The sequence below is a fragment of the Magnetospirillum sp. ME-1 genome (assembly GCF_002105535.1).
GTDB lineage: Bacteria > Pseudomonadota > Alphaproteobacteria > Rhodospirillales > Magnetospirillaceae > Phaeospirillum.
On record NZ_CP015848.1, the window covers coordinates 2,958,718 to 2,973,350 of the forward strand.

12 protein-coding genes are annotated in these 14,633 nt (G+C 67.1%); 5 read left to right on the forward strand and 7 right to left on the reverse strand.

The window, feature by feature from the left end:
- Positions 1-74 precede the first annotated feature (74 nt).
- Positions 75-1,385, forward strand: coding sequence for a TAXI family TRAP transporter solute-binding subunit (locus WV31_RS13980; protein WP_085374148.1), 1,311 nt, complete (start codon positions 75-77; stop codon positions 1,383-1,385).
- On the opposite strand, the gene WV31_RS13985 is transcribed toward WV31_RS13980, so the two are convergent.
- Positions 1,366-1,887, reverse strand: coding sequence for a dihydrofolate reductase family protein (locus WV31_RS13985; protein WP_085374149.1), 522 nt, complete (start codon positions 1,885-1,887; stop codon positions 1,366-1,368). The genes WV31_RS13980 and WV31_RS13985 overlap by 20 nt on opposite strands.
- Positions 1,888-2,030: 143 nt before the next feature.
- A complete protein-coding gene (locus WV31_RS13990; RefSeq protein WP_085374150.1) occupies positions 2,031-3,809 on the reverse strand; it encodes an HD family phosphohydrolase in 1,779 nt (592 codons plus the stop codon).
- A gap of 193 nt (positions 3,810-4,002) precedes the next feature.
- On the opposite strand from WV31_RS13990, the gene WV31_RS13995 reads away from it, so the two are divergent.
- A complete protein-coding gene (locus tag WV31_RS13995; protein WP_085374151.1) occupies positions 4,003-5,517 on the forward strand; it encodes a UbiD family decarboxylase in 1,515 nt (504 codons plus the stop codon).
- A gap of 95 nt (positions 5,518-5,612) precedes the next feature.
- Positions 5,613-6,077 carry a TNT domain-containing protein gene (locus WV31_RS14000; protein WP_085374152.1) on the forward strand — a complete coding sequence of 155 codons (465 nt, stop codon included), beginning with the start codon at positions 5,613-5,615 and terminating at the stop codon, positions 6,075-6,077.
- 4 nt (positions 6,078-6,081) lie between these two features.
- Here WV31_RS14000 and WV31_RS14005 read toward each other — a convergent pair whose 3' ends face one another.
- Both WV31_RS14005 and WV31_RS14010 read right to left on the reverse strand, forming a co-directional pair.
- Positions 6,082-6,522: a nucleoside deaminase gene (locus tag WV31_RS14005; RefSeq protein ID WP_085374153.1), complete on the reverse strand. Its 441-nt coding sequence runs from the start codon at positions 6,520-6,522 to the stop codon at positions 6,082-6,084.
- Positions 6,522-7,298: an FCD domain-containing protein gene (locus WV31_RS14010; protein WP_085374154.1), complete on the reverse strand. Its 777-nt coding sequence runs from the start codon at positions 7,296-7,298 to the stop codon at positions 6,522-6,524. The genes WV31_RS14005 and WV31_RS14010 overlap by 1 nt, the downstream gene beginning before the upstream one ends.
- Before the next feature lie 147 nt (positions 7,299-7,445).
- Between WV31_RS14010 and WV31_RS14015 the strand changes: the two genes are divergently transcribed.
- Together WV31_RS14015 and WV31_RS14020 are read left to right on the forward strand one after the other, a co-directional pair.
- On the forward strand, positions 7,446-10,910 hold the full coding sequence (locus WV31_RS14015; protein WP_085374155.1) for a pyruvate carboxylase: 3,465 nt from the start codon (positions 7,446-7,448) through the stop codon (positions 10,908-10,910).
- Between the two features lie 153 nt (positions 10,911-11,063).
- Positions 11,064-12,461, forward strand: a complete 1,398-nt coding sequence (locus WV31_RS14020) for an ArnT family glycosyltransferase (RefSeq protein ID WP_237051594.1) — start codon at positions 11,064-11,066, stop codon at positions 12,459-12,461.
- Here WV31_RS14020 and truA read toward each other — a convergent pair.
- The 3 genes from truA to def are packed head-to-tail and all read right to left on the reverse strand — an operon-like array spanning position 12,418 to position 14,614.
- A complete protein-coding gene (gene truA, locus WV31_RS14025; protein WP_085374157.1) occupies positions 12,418-13,188 on the reverse strand; it encodes a tRNA pseudouridine(38-40) synthase TruA in 771 nt (256 codons plus the stop codon). The genes WV31_RS14020 and truA overlap by 44 nt on opposite strands.
- On the reverse strand, positions 13,188-14,105 hold the full coding sequence (gene fmt, locus WV31_RS14030) for a methionyl-tRNA formyltransferase (RefSeq protein WP_085374158.1): 918 nt from the start codon (positions 14,103-14,105) through the stop codon (positions 13,188-13,190). Before fmt ends, truA begins: the two co-directional genes overlap by 1 nt.
- A complete protein-coding gene (gene def / locus WV31_RS14035; RefSeq protein WP_085375576.1) occupies positions 14,102-14,614 on the reverse strand; it encodes a peptide deformylase in 513 nt (170 codons plus the stop codon). Before def ends, fmt begins: the two co-directional genes overlap by 4 nt.
- Positions 14,615-14,633: the final 19 nt, after the last annotated feature.

Consider the following 14,633-nt stretch of genomic DNA (forward strand, 5'->3'; position numbering starts at 1 on the left):
GGATTGCCGAGGCCTTTGCCCAAGGGTCGCGAAAGGCGGCCCGCCCGGCGATTGAGGGGGCAAGAAAGGGTTCCATGCGCAACCGCACGACCATCCTGCTCCTGATCCTGGCCACCGTGGCGCTGTCGGCGGCGGCGGCCGGCGTGGCGGGCTACTGGTACATCAAGCCAGCGGTGGTCACCATGGCGGTGTCTGCCGAACCGTCGCCCGAATACCGCTTCGCCCGCAAGCTGGCCGAGGTGCTGGCCCAGAACCGCGCCTCCATCCGTCTGGAGCTGATGACCGCCGAGAGCGGGCAGCAGGCCATGACCCGGCTGTCCCAGAACGAGGCCGACCTCGCCCTGGTGCGCAGCGACGACCGCCGCATTCCGCCCATGGCCCGCTCGGTGGCCGTCCTGGAAGAGCAGGTCCTGCTGCTGATCACGCCCGCCAAGAGCAAGGTCCGGTCGCTGGCCGACCTGGCGAAGCGGCATACCCTGGTGATGGACCGCGACGGCCGCAACGAGGCCCTGTTCCGCCGCCTGATGGAGCAATACCGCCACGATGGCCGTCCGGCCTCGGTCACCGTCGTGCCGCCCGGCACGCCGCTGGCCCCGCGGTTGGCGTCGGGGGGCGGAATCGATGCCGCCATCCTGCTCATGCCGCTGTCGCGGCTGTCCGGGCCCGAGGATTTCGCGGCCATGGAGCGTGACTTCAAGGGCTTCTCCGTCCAGGCCATAACGGATGCCAAGGCGCTGGAGCGCAAGATTCCAGGTCTTTACGCCGAAACCATCGAGGCCGGATTGCTGTCGGGCTCGCCGCGCATTCCCGACGAGGACCTGGATACGGTGGCGGTGCAGCGGCTGCTGGTGGCCCGCGCCAAGCTTCCCGAGCAATACGTGGTGGAAGTGATGCGCGCCCTGTTCGAGAACGGGCGCCAGCTGGCGGTGGAACAGACCTTCGCCACCCGCATCGAGCCGCCGTCCACCGAGAAGGCGGCCCTGATCGCCATTCATCCCGGCGCCCAGCAATATGTGAGCGGCGAGATCAAGACGCTGTTCGACCGCTATGCCGACGTGGTGTTCATCGGCCTCTACGCCGCCGGTATCCTGGGGTCCGGCGCGGTCGCCCTGTACGGCATGGTGTTCCGCCGTGCGCCCATTCATGCCGGAAGCCGCGCCCATGCCCTGGCCGCCTTGCGCGAACGGGCGCGGGCCGCCCGCGACGGCCAGGAGCTGGACGCCGTCGAGATGGAGATCGAAATGGTGCTGGACGGCGTGCTGTCGGGCTTGGCCGACGGGGCCATCTCGCCGCGCGGCCTGGAAGGCTTCCGCCTGGCCTACGATGCCGCCCGCGACGCGGTGGCGGCGTCCCGGCGGGGGATAATCACCCCACCACGTAGCTGAGGCGCACCACGCCGTTGATGTAGGTCTTGGCGCCCAGCAGGGTCATGCGGCCGCCCCGGTCGCTGGGCTCGAACAGCCGCCGGCCCCGGCCCAGCAGGACGGGCATGACGAACAGGTCGAAATGGTCGATGGCGCCCAGATCCATGAAGGCGCGCAAGGCCTTGGCCCCACCCGCCACCCAGACGTCGCCATTGGTTGCCGACTTCAGTTCGGCGACCAGTTGGGCCAGGTCGCCCAGCCAGGGCTCGACGTTGTCCGGCGCCGTCTCCATGGAGCGCGACGTCACCACGATGCAGCGCTTGTCCGAATGGGGCCAGTGCCCCATGGCGTGCAGGTGCTCGTAGGTGGTGCGGCCCATGACCACCGTGCCCATGTGCGCCATGAACTCGTCGAAGCCGTAATCGATGGCATCGAACGGCTTCAGCCAGGCGATGGAGCCGTCGGCATCGGCGATGTAGCCGTCCAGGCTGGCGGCGATATAGGCGCGGAAGCCGGTGCTCATTGAAATCCACCCATGGAAGCCGTCATCCCGACGACCATCGGGAGGAGGGATCTCATTCTGCGCCGAATTTTCCCATGAGGAAAAGACCTGCCAGGCGGAGATTCCTCGCTTGCGCTCGGAATGACAGGAGGAGGGGGCATCCCCTATTCGGCCGCCTTCCTGGGCAGGTAGTTGGCGATGTCCACCGTGTCCACCTGCTCGGGGCGGAGATACTTCTCGGCGTAGTCCTTCCACACCCCCGAGGTCAGGAACAGCTCCCACAGATCCTGGTCGATGTGCTGGTCCTTGACCATGAACGACATGATCTTGAGGGATTCCGACAGGGTCTTGGGCTTCTTGTAGGGGCGGTCGGCGGCGGTCAGCGCCTCGAAGATGTCGGCCACCGCCATCATGCGGGCGGGCAGCGACATCTCGTCGCGCTTCAGGCCCTTGGGATAGCCGGTGCCGTCCATCTTCTCGTGGTGGCCGCCGGCCCATTCGGCGACGCGGGCCAGATTCTTGGGGAAGGGCAGGGCCTTCAGCATGAAGATGGTCTGGACGATGTGGTCGTTGATCTTGAAGCGGTCCTCGGCCGTCAGCGTGCCGCGTCCGATGGCCAGGTTGTAGAGCTCGCCCAGATTGTAGCGGTGCTCCAGCGGCTTCATCTTGAAGCCTTCGGCATCGTAGCGGGCGGTGTCCACGTTGATCTCGTGGGGGATGACGTGCCAGTCCTTGTCGGCCAGCATCTTTTCGGTGACCGGCGGCTTGGGCTCGTCGCCGGTGCGCCGGCGCATCTCGTCCAAGGACAGGCCCAGGGTGTCGTCGAGGGTGCGGACCCAGGTGCGCTCGGCGATGGATTTCAGCCGCTCGACCTTGTCGGGCGCCATGAACTCGCCGCCCACATTGCTTTCGGCCACGAAGGCGAAATCGTCGTCGAGGGCGGCCAGGTCCGCGTCCATGCGGGCCTTCAGGACGTCGGCCTTCTCCTCGCCGGCCACCAGGCCTTCCAGATAGGCGATGACCGTGTCGCGCTTGGCCACCTCGAATCGCATACGCACTTCGTGGATGCGGTTGTAGATGGTTTCCAGCTTGGTGGCCTTGTCGACGATGTATTCCGGCGTGGTGACCTTGCCGCAATCGTGCAGGCCGCCGGCCACCTCCAGCTCGTACCACTCGTCCTCGGTGAGGTTGAAGTCGGCGAAGGGGCCTTCGGTCTGTTCGCAGGCCTTTTCCGCCAGCATGAAGGTGATGGCCGGCACCCGGTGGCAGTGGCCGCCGGTATAGGGGCTCTTGGCGTCGATGGAGCCGGCGATCACCTGGATGAAGCTCTTGAACAGGTTCTTCTGGGCCTCGATCAGGCGCTGGTTGTCCAGCGCCACCGCCGCCTGGGAGGCCAGGGCTTCGATCAGGGGCGTGATGTCGGGGCCGAACTCGACGATGCGGTTGCGGCCGTCGCGGGCGTTGATCAGCTGCAGCACGCCGATCACCTCGCCCTCGTAGTTCTTCAAGGGCACGGTCAGGAACGACTTGGAACGGTAGCCGGTCTTGGTGTCGAAGGCCTTGGTGCCGGTGAAGTCGTACTTGTCCACGTCGTAGGCGTCGGCGATGTTGACCGTCTGCCCGGTCAGCGCGCACGAGCTGGACACGTTCTTGTGGTTGGGAGCGCCTGCGTCGTCATGAAGGCGCAGCGGCGGGAACGGGATGGGCTTGCCCGTGGTGCCGCCCATGGCGATGTTCAGCGTGTCGTTGAGCATGATCTCGAACCTGAGGCCGTCCTTGGCCTCGGTCATCAGATAGAGGGTGCCGCCGTCGGCGTTGCACATGCTCTTGGCGCCCGAGAGGATTTTCTCCATCAGGCGGTTATGGTTCCGCTCGGCCGAAAGCGCGATGCCCAGCTCGATCAGTGTCCGGTAACGCTCTTCCTTCTTATGTACGGAAGCCATAGATGACCATCCCCCTCAGGGTAGACCAAATGATACCCCTACCCAGCCTACGCCAATTTGGGTTTGGCGTGAAGTCGGGTAAAGGCACTACATCCTGTTACATTTGTGTCCATTTCTTATCTGGGTGATGTGCCCCTTGACGACAAGACGGGATCGTACTCCCCTGTGGGCCGGACGCAAAGGAGAGCCCCCAATGCCCTACGAATCCCTGCGCGACTTCATCGCCCGTCTGGAAAAGGCCGGACGGCTGAGGCGGGTGAGCGCGCCGGTGTCGCCGCACCTGGAGATGACCGAGATCCAGACCCGCCTGCTGGCCGAGGGCGGCCCGGCGGTGCTGTTCGAGAACGTGGTGAAGGCCGACGGCACCAAATATTCCATGCCGGTGCTGGTCAACCTGTTCGGCACGGTGGAGCGGGTGGCCTGGGGCATGGACCGCGAGCCCGCCCAGCTGCGCGAGGTGGGCGAGACCCTGGCCTTCCTGAAACAGCCCGAGCCGCCCGGCGGCTGGCGCGAGGCTCTCGAGATGCTGCCCTTGGCGCGGACCGTGATGGCCATGCGGCCCAAGACCGTGTCCTCGGCGCCCTGCCAGCAGGTGGTGCTGAAGGGCGACGACGTGGATCTGTCGCAACTGCCCATCCAGGGGTGCTGGCCGGGCGAGCCGGCGCCGCTGATCACCTGGCCGCTGGTGGTGACGCAAGGACCCAACCCGTCCGACGACAAGCGCGACCACTTCAACCTGGGCATCTACCGCATGCAGGTGACGGGGCGCAACACCACCCTGATGCGCTGGCTGAAGCACCGGGGCGGCGCCCAGCATTTCCAGCGCTGGTGCAAGGAGGGCAGGGGAGCCATGCCGGCGGCCATCGTGATCGGCGCCGATCCCGGCACCATCATCGCCGCCGTCACCCCGGTGCCGGAGACCCTGTCGGAATACCAGTTCGCCGGCCTGCTGCGCGGCAGGAAGCTGGAGCTGGTCGATTGCAAGACGGTGCCGCTCAAGGTCCCGGCCGAGGCCGAGATCGTGCTGGAGGGCCACGTCATGCCCGACGAGACGGGGCCCGAAGGCCCCTACGGCGACCACACCGGCTATTACAACTCGGTGGAGGACTTTCCGGTCTTCCGCGTCTCGGCCATCACCATGCGCCGCGACCCCATCTACCTCTCCACCTTCACCGGACGGCCGCCGGACGAGCCCAGCGTGCTGGGCGAGGCCCTGAACGAGGTGTTCATTCCGCTTCTGGCACAGCAATTCCCGGAAATCGTCGATTTCTGGCTGCCGCCCGAGGGCTGCTCCTACCGCATCGCCGTGGTCAGCATCAAGAAGGCCTATCCCGGCCATGCCAAGCGGGTGATGTTCGGGGTGTGGAGCTTCCTGAAGCAGTTCATGTACACCAAGTTCGTCATCGTGGTGGACGACGACATCAACGCGCGTGACTGGAAGGACGTCATGTGGGCCGTCTCGACCCGCATGGACCCGGCCCGCGACATCACGGTGGTGGAGGGCACCCCCATCGACTACCTGGACTTCGCCAGCCCGGAAAGCGGCTTAGGCGGAAAGCTGGGCCTGGACGCCACCAACAAATGGCCGCCCGAAACCCACCGCGAATGGGGCGAGAAGATCAAGATGAGCGACGACGTGGTGGACCGGGTCAGCCAACGCTGGGCGGAATACGGCCTGCCGGGATCGGGCAAGCCTATCTGGCGGTGAGTTTCTTTTTGCGCACGATGTGAATTAGTTGTAAGCGCGTGACACATTTCACCGGATGAGTCATTCTTTCTTCGTCAACGGAGGAGGATGGTTTCATGCGCCGTATGTCGTTCCTGGCGGTGTTCGCCGCTTTTGTGCTGCTGGCCGGTCCGGCCTGGGCCGATTGCAAGGCTCCGGAAATCCGCTCCGACATTGCCGCCCAGTGGAAGGACGGCAGCGGCAACCTGCGCTGGCCGCCCAACGACGGGGCGGCCGGAACCATCACCCCCGTGGTGCTGGCGCCGGGCATGATCCTCGACCGCTACGGCTGCGAGGGCGGAACCTTCCTCAGTCCGCGTGGGGCCGCCTTTTCCGCCCGTGCGCTTCCCTATGTCTGCGCCACCGCGCCCTACTTCACTTACCGCGTGGTACGTCCGCTGCTGGCCTGGACCGCCAAGGCGGCGCCGTGGTTCGACCAGAAAGGCGGCGCCACCCAGTTCCAGACCGACGCCAGCGTGGCGCAATCGCTCGCTGACGGGGTGATCGAGCGGATCGAATCGGGGCGGCCGTCCTGCGGCTGAGGGGTCAGCGCCGTTCGGCGAAGAAGGCCCTGAGCAGGTCCGCCGAGCGGCTTTCCTCCAGCCCGCCATAGGTTTCGGGGCGGTGGTGGCAGGTGGCGTGGTCGAAGACCTTGGCGCCGTGCTCCACCCCGCCGCTCTTGGGGTCGTAGGCGCCGAAATAAAGGCGCCTGATCCGGGCCAGCGAAATGGCCGCCGCGCACATGGGGCAGGGTTCCAGGGTGACGTAGAGGTCGCAATCCTCGAGCCGCTTGTCGCCAAGGGTGGCGGTGGCGGCGCGCAAGGCCAGCATCTCGGCATGCGCCGTGGGGTCGCCCAGTTCCTCGACCCGGTTGCCGGCCCGGGCGATCACCTCGCCGTCCCGGACCACCACCGCGCCCACCGGCACCTCGCCGCGCTGAGCGGCGGCTTCGGCCTCGGCCAGGGCCAGGGCCATGAAGCCGGCCATCAGCGCTTGGCCGCCACCAGGTCGGTCTTGGCGATGCGGCGCAAGCTGACTTCCAGCCTTGCGTCGGCCTTGGCGATCTCCATCAGGGCGTCGCGGGTGAAGTCGATATGGGCCTCGGCGGCGGCCTTGGCGGCGTCGGGGTCGCCGGCCATCACCGTCAGGTAGACGGCGCGGTGCTGTTCCAGCAGCAATTCCCGCACCCCCTGGCGCTGATAGAGCTTGGCGCGGTTGTAGAACACGTCCTTGCGCAGCATATCCGACAGCGAGCGCATGATGTGCAGCATCACCAGATTGTGCGACGCCTCGTAGACCGCCAGATGGAAGTCGGCGTCGGCCTCGGCCTCGTCGCTGGAATCGTCCTGGCCGTGGGCGGCTTCCATCTTCTCGAAGCATTCGCGGATCAGGTCGCGGTCCACGTCGGTGCCGCGCAGCGCCGCGAAATAGGCCGCCGAGCCCTCGACGAAGCGGCGGAATTCCAGATAGTCGAAGGTGGTCTCGGGCCTGGACGCCAGGGCGGAGTACAAAGGCTCGGTGAAGCCCTCGCCCAGCAAAGGCGCGACATAGGTGGCGCCGCCGCGTCCCGACTTCAGCAGGCCGCGATTCTCCAGCTTTTCCAGCGCCTCGCGCAAGCTGGGACGCGACACGTCGAAGCGCTGGGCCAGCTCGCGCTCGGCCAGCAGGCGTTCCCCTGGCCGCAGGCTGCCCTCGAGGATAAGCTGTTCCAAATGGTCGGCGATGGTATCGGCCAGCTTGGCTGGCCTGATCGGTTCCGTCATGTGCTGCCCTCTGCGTGATGGATTTGTCTAACCCCACCTTTCGCGCATGTAAAGCCACCTCTGTTTAATGGTAAGCTGAAAGCGCCTGTTTACAAGACTGGTAAAAAGAATTATCCAACGCCACGTCAACGATCAACAGGGTGAACCATGATCCCCTCCGCCTCGGGCAAGCCTCCCTTCGCCAAGCTTCTGGTCGCCAATCGCGGCGAGATTGCCATCCGCATCTGCCGCGCCGCCACCGAACTGGGGCTGGGCACCGTGGCGGTCTACTCCACCGAGGACCGCTTCGCGCTGCATCGCTTCAAGGCCGACGAAAGCTATCTGATCGGCAAGGGAAAGGGGCCCATCGAGGCCTATCTCTCCATCGACGAGATGATCCGGGTGGGCAGGGAAGCGGGCTGCGACGCGGTGCATCCCGGCTATGGCTTCCTGTCCGAGAACCCGGATTTCGCCGACGCGGTGCGGGCGGCGGGCATGGCCTTCGTCGGACCCAGCTCCGACGTCATGCGCCTCTTGGGCAACAAGGTGGCGGCGCGCGCCCTGGCGGAGAAGGCCGGGGTGCCGGTGATGCCCGCCACCGGTCCGCTGCCCGCCGATTTGCCTGAGTGCAAGCGGCTGGCGGCTGCCGTCGGCTACCCCCTGATGCTGAAGGCCAGCTGGGGCGGTGGCGGGCGCGGCATGCGGGTGATCGAGGCGGAAGACCAGCTGGAGGAATTGCTGGCGGTGGCCCGGCGTGAGGCCAAGGCCGCCTTCGGCAACGACGAGGTCTATCTGGAAAAGCTGGTACGCCGGGCGCGGCATGTGGAGGTGCAGATCCTGGGCGATTCGCTCGGAAATCTGGTGCATCTCTACGAGCGCGACTGCTCGGTGCAGCGCCGCAACCAGAAGGTGGTCGAGCGCGCTCCCGCCCCCTATCTCGACGGCCGCCAGCGGTCGGAATTGTGCGAGACCGCCGTGCGCCTGGCCCGCGCCGCGGGGTACGAGAACGCCGGCACCGTCGAGTTCCTGATGGACATGGAGACGGGCTCCTTCTACTTCATCGAGGTCAACCCGCGCGTCCAGGTGGAGCACACGGTGACCGAGGTGGTCACCGGCATCGACATCGTCAAGGCGCAGATCAGGATCGCCGGCGGCGCGCCCATCGGCGCGCCGGGCTCGGATGTGCCGCGGCAGGCCGACATTCCCTTGAACGGCCACGCCATCCAGTGCCGCATCACCACCGAGGACCCGGCCAACAGCTTCATCCCCGATTACGGCCGCATCACCGCCTATCGCGGCGCCAACGGCTTCGGTATCCGCCTGGACGGCGGTACCGCCTTTTCCGGCGCGCTGATCACCCGGTACTACGATTCCCTGCTGGAGAAGGTCACCGCCTGGGCGCCGACGCCGGAAGAAGCCATCGCGCGGATGGACCGGGCGCTCCGCGAGTTCCGCATCCGGGGCGTGGCCACCAACCTCACCTTCCTGGAAGCGGTGATCGAGCATCCCAAATTCGTGGGCTGCGCCTACACCACCCGCTTCATCGACGAGACGCCCGAACTGTTCGCCCGCCAGGACCGCCGCGACCGCGCCACCAAGGTGCTGTCCTTCGTCGGCGACGTCATGGTCAACGGCAACCCCGACGTGGCGGGCATGAAGCGCCCGGTTCTCGGCCACCGTCCCGACCTGCCGCCCGTGCCTGGGGCCGAGCCGCCCGAGGGCACCAAGCAGCTGCTCGACACGTTGGGCGCCGAAGGGCTGGCCAAATGGATGCTGGCGCAGAAGAGAGTGCTGGTCACCGACACCACCATGCGCGACGCCCACCAGTCGCTGTTCGCCACCCGCATGCGCAGCCACGACATGCTGGCCGCCGCCCCGGCCTATGCCCGGCTGCTGTCCGGCCTGTTCTCGGTGGAATGCTGGGGCGGCGCCACCTTCGACGTGGCCATGCGCTTCCTCAGGGAGGACCCGTGGGAGCGACTGCGGGCGTTGCGTGCCGCCATGCCCAACCTGCTGTTGCAGATGCTGCTGCGCTCGGCCAATGCGGTGGGCTACACCAATTATCCCGACAACGTGGTGCGGCATTTCGTCGCCCAGGCGGCAGAGAACGGCGTCGATGTGTTCCGCGTCTTCGACTCGCTCAACTGGGTCGACAACATGCATGTGGCCATCGAGGCGGTGCGGGACTCGGGCAAGGTGTGCGAGGCGGCCATCTGCTACACCGGCGACATCTTCGATGCCGCCCGGCCCAAGTATGACCTCAAGTACTACGTCACCATGGCCAAGGCGCTGGAAAAGGCCGGAGCCCATGTGCTGGGCATCAAGGACATGGCGGGTCTGGCCCGGCCGCGCGCCATCTCGGCCCTGGTCGGCGCCCTGAAGCAGGAGGTGGGCCTGCCCATCCACTTCCATACCCACGACACCTCGGGCCTGTCGGCGGCTTCTGTCCTGGCCGCCGTCGATGCCGGGGTGGACGCGGTGGACGCCGCCATGGATGCCATGAGCGGGCTGACCAGCCAGCCGCCCCTGGGCTCCATCTGCGCCGCGCTCAAGGGCCACGACCGCGACCCCGGGCTGGACCAGGGCGCGCTCAACGGCCTGTCGCGCTACTGGGAGGGCGTGCGCAGCCTCTACGCCCCCTTCGAGGCCGACATCCGGTCCGGCACCGCCGAGGTCTACCTGCACGAGATGCCGGGCGGCCAGTACACCAACCTGCGCGCCCAGGCGAGAAGCCTGGGCGTCGAGCAGCACTGGGACTGGGTGGCCAAGGCCTATGCCGACGTCAATGCCATGTTCGGCGACGTGGTCAAGGTGACGCCCACCTCCAAGGTGGTGGGCGACATGGCCCTGATGATGGTCACCAGCAACCTTGCGCCGGACGACGTGCTGGACCCGGACAAGGAAATCGCCTTCCCCGAATCCGTGGTGTCGTTCTTCAAGGGCGATCTGGGCCAGCCCGCCGGCGGTTTTCCGGCGGCCTTGCAGAACAAGGTGCTGGGCTCGGCCAAGCCCATCACCGTGCGGCCCGGCGCGGTGCTGCCCGCCGCCGATTTGGCGGCCGTGCGCGAGGAGGCGGAAAAGAAGGCGGGGCGCAAGCTGTCGGAGGCGGAGCTGGCCTCGTGGCTGATGTATCCCAAGGTGTTCGCCGAGTTCGCCGCCCACCAGCGGCAATTCGGCGACGTCTCGGCGCTTCCCACCGAGGTGTTCTTCTGGGGCATGTCGCCCGGCCAGGAGATCAGCATCGACCTGGAAAAGGGCAAGAGCCTGATCGTCCGCTACCTCGCTACCGCCGAGGCCGAGGAGGACGGCTCGCGCAAGGTGTTCTTCGAGTTGAACGGCCAGCCGCGCACCGTGCGCGTCTTCGACCGCAAGGTGGCGCCGGCGCGGGCGGCGCGGCCCAAGGCCGAGGCCGGCAACGCCGACCATGTGGGCGCCCCCATGCCCGGTCTGGTGGTCTCCGTCGCCGTCCATGCCGGCCAGGCGGTGGAAAAGGGCGACCTGCTGGTCTCCATCGAGGCCATGAAGATGGAGACATTGGTCCGCGCCGAGCGGGCCGGCACCATCGCCTCGGTCGCCGTCACCCCGGGCACCCAGGTGGAGGCCAAGGACCTGCTGGTGGTGCTGGGCGGATAGCTTCGCCTTGCCATGCCGCCGCGAATGTGGCACTTCCGCTCCCGAGGGCGAATCCGTTGGGAGCGGAGGAGCGGTTTGCAGCGGAACAGGTTTTTGACGGGCGATTCCAGACGTCCCTACAGGCTGACTGTATGGAGCCTGACGGGCTTGGCCGTGGTGCTGCTGACCTATCCCCTGGCGCGGCTGTTCTGGGATTTCGAGATCGACAATACCGAAGGCTGGAACGCCTTCCTGCAGTTGCGCGCCATCGGCGGCCTGCCGCTCTACGACACCGGCTCCCCCTACTTCTTCAACAATTACCCGCCGCTGTCGTTCTATGTGGTCGGAATCCTGTCCAAGCTGGTGGGCGACGTCAATCTGGCGGGCCGTCTGGTATCGTTCGGCGCCACCCTTTCCCTGTGCGGCTCGGTGGCCGCCATCGTGCGCTCCAGCGGCGGCTCGCGTCTGGATTCGCTGTTCGCCGCCACCACCTGCGGCCTGTTCTTCGCCTGCCTGCTGACCGACCATGTGGGTAAGAACAATCCCCAGATGCTGGCCCAGGCCCTGATGGCCGCAGGCCTCGCCACCTATCTCGGCCATGGCCGGCCCACCCGGCGCGCCGTTCTCACCGCCCTGCTGTTCTCGGCGGGCATCCTGGTCAAGCACAGCCTGGTGGCCTTGCCGCTGGTGATCGCCGTCGATGTCCTGCGCCGTGGCGAGATGGGGGCGCGCGTCGCCTACTTCGCCACCGGCACTGTCATGGCCGCCCTGGCGGGAGGACTGATCCTGTGGCTGGCCGGTCCCGTCTTTTTCCAGCAATTGCTGGCGTCCCGCACCTGGGACATCACGCGGGCCTTCCTGTTCACGGTGGAGATCATGGGCCAGTTCCAGGCCCCCCTGATTCTGGTCGGACTGGGCCTCGTGGTGGTGCGGCGAAGCCGGCCGGCCGCTCTCATTCTCACCTATCTGCTGGTATCCATGGGAATCGGCGCGTTCTTCCTGGGCGGTGCCGGCACCGACCTCAACGTCTTCTTCGACGTCTTCATCGCCCTGGCCATCGGGGCGGGGCTGGTGCTGCATCTCGCCCCATTCTTCAAGTTCCGCCCGGTGGTGGCCCTGGCGATCAATGCCGGCGTGCTGGCCTATACGCCGGCGGCGTTGGGTCGCGCGGGTGTCGAGGTTCTGGGGGAGCTGGCCCATCGCCAGGAGCTGTTTGGCGAAGACGTGGCCTATCTGAAGGGCATCGAGGGCAAAGCGCTGTGCCAGTCGCACCTTCTGTGCCTCAGGGCCGGCAAGCCGGCCTTCTACGATCCCATCAACATGCTGCAGGCCATGACCATGGGGCGCCTGCCCGCCGACACCCTGACCGGCATGCTGAAGCGCCACGAGATCGCCGTGATCGAACTGGTCGACCCGCCCAGGCATATGGAGGATGACAACCCCGGCGCCCTGGTACCGCCGCCGCGCTGGCAGGATTTTCCCGACGAGATTTTCCCCGTGCTGTTCCGGGAATACGAACTGGACCGGGTCAGCCTGTCGGGCCGCTTCTACCGTCCGAGGACGGATAGCTGACTCCGGTCAGCACCAGCCCCGCCGCCGGTGCGGTGGGGCCGCCCTTGGTACGGTCCCTGGCGTCCAGCGCCCGGGTCATGTCGTCGGGGCTCCACTTGCCCTCGCCCACTAGCTTCAGCGTGCCCACCATGTTGCGCACCTGATGGTGCAGGAACGAGCGGGCCTCGGCGACGATGCGGATTTCGTCGCCATGGCGGGTCACGTCCAGCACGTCCAGCGTCTTCATGGGGCTTTTGGCCTGGCACTCGCTGGCGCGGAAGGTGGTGAAGTCGTGATGGCCGAGCAGGCGGCGCGCGCCCTCGGCCATGGCTTCGGCGTCGAGGGGAACCGGCACCCACCAGGCGCGGTGCTGCTCCAGCGCCAGGGGCGCGCGGCGGTTGACGATGCGGTAGAGATAGGCGCGGCCCACCGCCGAGAAGCGGGCGTGGAAGTCCTCGCTTACCGCTTCGGCGGCGACCACCGCCACCGGCTTGGGCTTCATGTGGTAGTTCATCGCGTCCCTGACCGTGTCGGCGGGGTAGTCGCGCGGCAGGTCCACATGGGCCACCTGGCCGGTGGCGTGGACTCCGGCGTCGGTGCGTCCGGCGGCGTGCAGGGTGCAGGGCTCGCCGCACAGCTTTGCCGCCGCCGCTTCCAGCACGCCCTGGACGGACATTCCCTTGTCCTGGCGCTGCCAGCCGTTGAAGGGGGTGCCGTCGTATTCGACGAGCAGGCGGTAGCGGGGCATTAGCCCAGCACCGTGCCCTTGGGGATGGCGTGGCCGCGCAGCATCTCGGGCACGCTCATGGCCGCCTTGCCTGCCCGCTGCACCTTCAGGGGACGCAGCGCGAACTTGCCGCAGGCGACGGTCAGCTGGTCGTCGAGCACCGTGCCGGGCGCGCCCGCGCCGGGCACCACCGCCGCCTCCATGACCTTGACGCGCTCAGCCCCCATCTCGAACCACACGCCGGGCCAGGGATTGAGGGCGCGGACCTTGCGGTCCAGTTCCACCGCCGATTGGTCCCAGTTCAGCAGGCCCTCCTCCTTGGCCAGCTTGTGGGCGTAGGTGACGCCCTCGGCCGGCTGGGCCACGGCGGGCACCGGCTCCTCGTCCTCCAGCTTGCGCAGCACCTCGACGATCATGCGCGCTCCCATGGCGGCCAGCATGTCGTGCAGCCAGGACGCAGTGGAATCGGGCAGCAGCAGGATGCTTTCCCTGGCCAGCATGGCCCCGGTGTCCAGACCCGCATCCATCTGCATGATGGTGACGCCCGTCTCCGGATCGCCGGCCAGGATGGCCCGCTGGATGGGGGCGGCACCCCGCCAGCGCGGCAGCAGCGAGGCGTGGACGTTGAGGCAGCCCAACCGCGGCGCGTCCAGCACCGCCTGGGGCAGGATCAGGCCATAGGCGGCCACCACCGCCGCGTCGGCGTCGAGCGCCGCGAACTCGGCTTGGGCCTCGGGGGATTTCAGGCTCTTGGGCGTGCGCACCGGAATGCCGCGGGCATGGGCGAAGGCGTGAACGGGGGTCAGCTGCTCCTTGTGGCCGCGGCCGGCGGGCCGGGGCGGCTGGGAATAGACGCAGACCACCCGATGCCCGGCCTCGATCAGCGAGTCCAGGATGGGGACCGAGAAGTCCGGGGTCCCCATGAACACCAGCTTCATTGCGCGTCCTTCCGCGCCTTGAGCAGCTTGCGCAGGATCATGTTGCGCTTCAGGGACGACAGGTGGTCGATGAACAGAACGCCGTCCAGATGGTCCATCTCGTGCTGCACCACGGTGGCCAGCAGGCCATCGGCCAGAATCTCCTGCTTCGTCCCGTTCTCGTCGAGATAGCGGACCTTGACCGAGGCCGGACGCACCACGTTGGAATAGTGCTCGGGCACCGACAGGCAGCCCTCCTCGTAGGTGTTGTCCTCGTCGGATGCCCAGATGATCTCGGGATTGGCCATGCGGATGGGGGAGCGGTCCTCCTCCTTGCGGCCGATATCCATGACGATGACCCGCTCCAGCACGCCGATCTGCGGCGCCGCCAGCCCGATTCCCGGGGCGTGGTACATGGTTTCCAGCATGTCCTCCATCAGGGCGCGGACGCGGTCGTCCACGGCGGCGACGGGTTTGGACTTGGACTTCAGCACCGGATCGGGCGCGGTCAGGATGGGCAGCAAGGCCATGATGGAACTTTCGATGGAC